The organism is Mesorhizobium sp. M1E.F.Ca.ET.063.01.1.1 (assembly GCF_003998155.1).
Classification (GTDB): Bacteria; Pseudomonadota; Alphaproteobacteria; order Rhizobiales; family Rhizobiaceae; genus Mesorhizobium.
In genome coordinates this window covers 1-2,580 of the sequence record NZ_RZSC01000803.1, presented here as the reverse complement: position 1 = coordinate 2,580, position 2,580 = coordinate 1, and the positions used below count along the sequence as shown (strand labels likewise).

Sequence of the window (2,580 nt, the reverse complement as noted above, 5' to 3'; positions counted from 1 at the left end):
TTCTGGGATCGCCGTCTCGAAGCTGTCGGGCTGCGGCGCGCCGACGATGTGCGGCGCGACGATCAGCGCCACGCCAAGGATGGCCAGCGGCAGCGACTTGCGAAAGGCGATCAAGCCGAGCCCGATCGCTGTCGCGGCCACTGTCGAAGTCCACCAGATCTGGCGCGGCAAAAGCTCTGCCGCAGGCATTGCCGGCAGCTCGGGCGGCAGGCCGAGGCCGGGCGCCAGGGTGAACACGGCAAAGCCGGCCAGGCCCCAGAACACGCCCTGTCGCCAATTGCCGATGCCGCCGGCGAATTCGGAAACCGCGACCAGGATCAGCCCGAAGCCGACACCGGTGACGATGTTGGCGACGACGTTGAAGGCAAAGCGCTCGAAGCCGTCTGCCGGCGCCCAGCCCTCGTCCTCGGCCGGAGCAGCCGCTTCGGCGGGGGTCGGAGCCGCGCTGCTCATCGCGTTGTCCGCGGGAGCGGCCGAGCTCATCGCATTGTTGTTTGTGCTGGCGGCATGGTCGTGGTGATGGCCGCCGCCGGCCTTTTCATAGACTTCTGCCTTCAGGATCAGCGGCACGGTCGCATAGGCCTGCATGCAGGCGAGCGCGATGCCCGCCACGAGCCCCGCGATCGCCGCGATGAACACGACGTTGCGAAACAGATTCATGATGTCAGGCCTTCCTCAGTGGCAGGGAAACGCCATCGAGTGGCGATAGTCGTGGGCAGCGTTGTGGACCGCATCGATATGCGAGAAGCCGACGAAGCCGACGACGAAGATGCCGAGCAGCGCCGCGAGAGCGAGCTGCATGATGCGCGACTGCGAGGAGACGGAGGCGCCGAGGGAGACGGAAGCGGTATTCATGTCTTGTCCTTTCGCCCTCCACCCGAGGGCATCGAAGTCAACTTTCCTGTCGCCGGCAGGTCTCCTGGCTCGCGGATCCGCGCCCTTCCCCACCTTCCCGAGGAAAATCCTCAGTGGTTTATGGAGAGGACTACCGCACACAGTTGCGGGGGCAGCCACGGCTTTGGGCAGGAAATCCACCCCTCACCGCATTCCCTCTTGGCTCCAAAAACGGAACCGACGACGCGAGCGACTATAGGCAGAATCGCCGCAGGCGGCAAACCAAATTCCGCCATGCCGGAGCGCGATTGCGGCATGGATTCACATGCTAGGAGGCCGCGATCCTTTCGGCGACAAGCTGCTGCAGCCGCCACAGATGGGCATCGTGGATGCCACGCGCTTCGAGATTTTTGACGGTGTTGTAGAGATAGTCGGCACCGGAACCCCAATGGCCGCAGGACGTCGCCAGCCTTTCCACCACCTCGCTTTCACTGAGCGGCCCGGCATAGGTCGTACCCTTGCGATTGATGACGAAAGCGAGCGCCCTCAACGGCCCATTGTCCGTTGCGAGCTGCAGCAGGCGGGGGTGGTAGCTGGTCGGCTTGAGGGTCATCTCACGACGGAAAAGCTTGTCCAGCGCTTGCCGGCGCTCGCCACCGTTCAGGCGGAAGGCGACGCCCTTGCATTCGCCGCCGCGATCCATCGCCATCATCAGACCCGGGCTCTGCTTGGTGCCGCGCCAGCGCGTCATCTTCATGCAGAAGGAGCGGTGCCAGCCCCGTGCCACGGCGACCCGCTCCTCGACATGCTCGATTTCGGGCTTCCAGATCAGCGAGCCATAGCCGAACAGCCACAGCGGTTCGGTTGCAGGCAACTCGCCCTCGAATGCATCCAGCATCTCTTCATAGTCGCTGTCGGAGAGATGCTGCGCGTCAGGATCAGGCCCTGGATCCTCGACCGCGCGATAACAGCGGGCGACCAGTTCCTCGGTAAGCGACATCGTTCTTGCAGGCATGCCTTGCCACCCTGGCCGGCCGGCGAACCCGTCGGCGATCGCGAGCGACCTTAAAGGCGGCACCGGGACATCACAATGGCCACACGATTGACAACGGGTTTGGCCGGGTGTCGGCTGTCGGCAGCCAGGGAGAAGCCGATGCAGCCGAATCCGAGCCAACGCGATCTCTATAACGGCCTGACCCGCCTCGAGCCGACCTTGCCGTCGTCCGCCTATCGGGACGCCGACGGGTATCTGCGCGATCTCGATGCGATCTGGTACCGAAGCTGGCTGATGGTCTGCCGCGAGGCCGATCTCGCGGACCCCCTCGCCTTCCGCGCAATCCGCATCGGCTCGCAGGAGGTCGTCGTGCTGCGCGACGAGACCGGGAGCTTGCGCGCCTTCCACAACACCTGCCGGCATCGCGGCTCGCAGCTTTGCCAGGAAAGCGCAGGCCGGCTGAAGGCAAGGCTCCTCACCTGCCCCTATCACGCCTGGTCCTATTCGCTGCGCGGCGATCTCGTGCGCGTGCCGTCGAAATCGCTGCCCGAGGGATTCGACAAGACCGATTACCCGCTCTACCGCGTGGCGCTGTCGGTGTGGCGCGGCTTCGTCTTCATCAACCTTGCAAAGGATGCCGGCGGCACGGCGGAAGCCTCGTTCGATCCCGCCTCCGGCGACCTTGCCAACTGGCCGCTGGAGACGCTCGTCACCGGGCATCGGCTCAGCAAGGTGATGAACTGCAACTGGAA

At 64.8% G+C, this 2,580-nt stretch carries 4 protein-coding genes and 1 riboswitch; of the genes, 1 reads left to right on the top strand and 3 read right to left on the bottom strand.

The genetic code is table 11. The features are described 5' to 3' along the window. The 3 genes from EOA29_RS32555 to EOA29_RS32545 form a co-directional block, all read right to left on the bottom strand. A partial coding sequence (locus tag EOA29_RS32555) for a CbtA family protein (RefSeq protein WP_127222152.1) occupies window positions 1-660 on the bottom strand: 660 nt, incomplete at its 3' end. A gap of 15 nt (window positions 661-675) precedes the next feature. Continuing rightward, a complete protein-coding gene (locus EOA29_RS32550; protein WP_095780832.1) occupies window positions 676-855 on the bottom strand; it encodes a CbtB domain-containing protein in 180 nt (59 codons plus the stop codon). A gap of 36 nt (window positions 856-891) precedes the next feature. Next, a riboswitch (cobalamin riboswitch) is annotated at window positions 892-1,091 on the bottom strand. A 71-nt stretch (window positions 1,092-1,162) separates the two neighbouring features. Next, on the bottom strand, window positions 1,163-1,849 hold the full coding sequence (locus EOA29_RS32545) for a gamma-glutamylcyclotransferase (RefSeq protein WP_126093239.1): 687 nt from the start codon (window positions 1,847-1,849) through the stop codon (window positions 1,163-1,165). A 138-nt stretch (window positions 1,850-1,987) separates the two neighbouring features. Here EOA29_RS32545 and EOA29_RS32540 point away from each other — a divergent pair. After that, on the top strand, window positions 1,988-2,580 hold a 593-nt coding region (locus EOA29_RS32540), incomplete at its 3' end, for an aromatic ring-hydroxylating dioxygenase subunit alpha (protein WP_145969933.1).